Genomic DNA, 2,716 nt, shown 5'->3' on the forward strand with positions numbered 1-2,716 from the left:
GCCCCGAGGTGACGATGATCTTGCGGCCCGCAAGCGGCTTCGGCTTCTCGCCGAGCATCGCCTCGATCGCGGCCACGATTTCCAGCGGCTCGGCCATGCGGCCTTCGCCCGCCTCGTTGCTTTCCGCCATCTCGCCCTTGGCCGGCCCGACAAAGGCGATGCCATCCTTCTGCAGGGTCGCCCGGTTGCGCCGCGTTGCCGGATGCGACCACATCTTCGGATTCATCGCCGGCGCCATCAGCACTTTCTTGTCGGTCGCAAGCAGCACCGTCGAGGCAAGATCATTGGCATGGCCGTTGGCGAGCTTCGCCATCAGGTCGGCGGTGGCCGGCGCCACGACCAGCAGATCGGCCTCGCGCGACAGCCTTATGTGGCCGACATCGTGCTCGTCATTGCGGTCGAAGAGTTCGGTGAAAACATGGTCGGCCGAAAGCGCGCCGACGGACAGCGTGGTGACGAATTCCTGCGCGGCTGATGTCATTACCACCCGGACAGAAGCGCCGCGCTCGCGCAGGCGCCGGATCAAATCGAGCGATTTATAGGCGGCGATGCCGCCGCCGATGACGAGAAGGACGCGTTTGCCGGAGAGCGTTCCGCGAACTGATGGCCTGCCGGGCATGTCGGCGATAGGCGGTGCTTGCTGGCCGGGGCCGGTCAGCGCACGCAGCGTCTTCTCGATCTGGTCGATGCGGTCGGCCTGCCCTGCCCGGCCCTCAACCGCCGCCCTGATCATCGCCCGGGCCTGCTCCTCCATCGAGCAGCCATTTTCGGCAGCCAATTGGCGCAGCAGGTCCTTAACTCCATCGTCAAGGTTGCGGATCGTGATGCTGGCCATCTGATTGCACCCGCCTCAAACTAGCGCCGGCAATGATAGCAATGCAATCAAAACGCAGCAAGGCGGCGGGCGGTCAGAAAATCCGCCACGCGATGTAAATCAGCGTCAGCGCAATGGTCCACAGCGCCACCCGGCCGGAGCGGGTGTGGCGCGCCTCCGCCTTGCCGATCGCGCGCGCGGTCGCCTCGTCGAAGCGCAAGCCATGCTCGGCCATCAGGTCGATCTCACGCGACAGCCGCTCGGTGCGAACCGCAATGTCCGGCGCCTGCCTCGCCAGCGAGATCAAGGCCTTGCCGGCGTCCCGCGCGTCCGAGAGCACGCCGCGCGGGCCGAGATTGCCCGCGATCCAGTCACTGACCACCGGCTCCGAAGTCTTCCACATGTTGAACGCCGGATCGAGCGTGCGGGCCACGCCTTCGACCACCACCATGGTCTTTTGCAAAAGCACCAGCTCGGTCCGCGTCGCCATGTCGAAGAGGTCGGTGACCTCGAACAGCAGCGTCAGAAGCTTGGCCATCGAGATCGTGTCGGCCGACTGGCCGTGGATCGGCTCGCCGATGGCGCGGATCGCCTGCGCGAAGGCCGATACATTGTGCTGACGCGGCACATAGCCGGCCGCGAAATGCACCTCGGCGACGCGCCGGTAGTCGCGCACGATGAAGCCGTAGAGGATCTCGGCCAGAAAACGCCGCTCCTTCTTGCCGAGTCTGCCGGCGATGCCGAGATCGACGGCAACGATGGTGCCGTCCGGTTCGACGAACAGGTTGCCCGGATGCATGTCGGCATGGAAGAAGCCGTCGCGCAGCGTATGCCTGAGGAAGGACTGGACGAGATTGGCTGCGATCGCCTTGAGGTCGTGACCGGCGGCAGCAAGGCCGGTCAGATCGTTCATCTTGACGCCGTCGATCCACTCCATGGTGATCACGTCTCGGCCGGTCCGCTCCCAATCGACCGCCGGCACGCGGAAGCCCGGATCATCCTTGGTGTTCTCAGCGAGCTCGGAAAACGCGGCCGCTTCGAGCCGCATGTCCATCTCGACCTTGGTGGTCTGCGCCAGCGTCTGGGTCACCTCGATCGGCCGCAGGCGCCGCGAGGAGGGGATGTACTTCTCCTGCAGGCGGGCGGCGAGGAAGTAGCTCTCGAGATCCTGGAAGAAGCGATGGCGCACGCCGGGGCGGATGACCTTCACCGCGACCCGTGAAGCCTTTCCGTCGCGAACGACTTCGGCGCCGTGCACCTGGGCGATCGATGCCGCCGCGACCGGCTCGCCGAAGGTTGCGTAGAGATCCTCGATCCTGCGCCCGAGCGAGGCTTCGATCGCCGCGACCGCTTCCGCCCTCGGAAAGGTGTGCATCTTGTCCTGCAGCAGCGCAAGGTCGACCGCCATGTCGTTGCCGACGACGTCGGGCCGCGTGGCGAGGAACTGGCCGAGCTTCACATAGGATGGCCCCAGCCGCACCACCGCCTGCGCCAGCCGGTCGCCGCGCAGATGGCTTCGGGCGCGGCGGCGAGTGAGCACGCGCGCCAGCCGCCAGCCGAGCTTCGGCATACCGGAAAGCTCTTCGCCGGGCAGCGCCGCGACGACGCCCTCGCGGACCAGCACCCAGCCGGCCCTGGCGAGCCGGAAGCCGGCGCCAACGCTGGTCATCGGACGCCCTGCCTCAAAGCTTCCAGCCCGAATGGAGCGCCGCGATGCCCCCCGAATAGTTGCGGAAAGTAACCCGATCGAAGCCGGCCCGACCAATCATCGCGGCGAAGTTCTGCTGGTTGGGGAACTTGCGGATCGATTCGACCAGATAGGAATAGGGCTCGTCGTCGCCGGTCACCGCCCTGCCGATTTTGGGGATGGCGTTGAACGACCAAGCCTCGTAGGCCTTGTCG

The 2,716-nt window shown here is 66.2% G+C and carries 3 protein-coding genes; all 3 read right to left on the minus strand.

Annotation, left to right across the window (positions count from 1 at the left end; genetic code table 11):
• Nucleotides 1-835: flavoprotein (locus EOA60_RS27610; RefSeq protein WP_281060784.1), on the minus strand; the 835-nt coding region annotated here is incomplete at its 3' end.
• Nucleotides 836-908: 73 nt separating this feature from the next.
• On the minus strand, nt 909-2,483 hold the full coding sequence (gene ubiB, locus EOA60_RS27615) for a 2-polyprenylphenol 6-hydroxylase (protein ID WP_128312213.1): 1,575 nt from the start codon (nt 2,481-2,483) through the stop codon (nt 909-911).
• A gap of 13 nt (nt 2,484-2,496) precedes the next feature.
• Nucleotides 2,497-2,716 (minus strand): class I SAM-dependent methyltransferase (locus EOA60_RS27620; protein ID WP_164899579.1); only part of this gene is annotated, 220 nt, incomplete at its 5' end.

The sequence above is a fragment of the Mesorhizobium sp. M1A.F.Ca.IN.020.06.1.1 genome, assembly GCF_004023265.1.
Classification (GTDB): Bacteria; Pseudomonadota; Alphaproteobacteria; order Rhizobiales; family Rhizobiaceae; genus Mesorhizobium.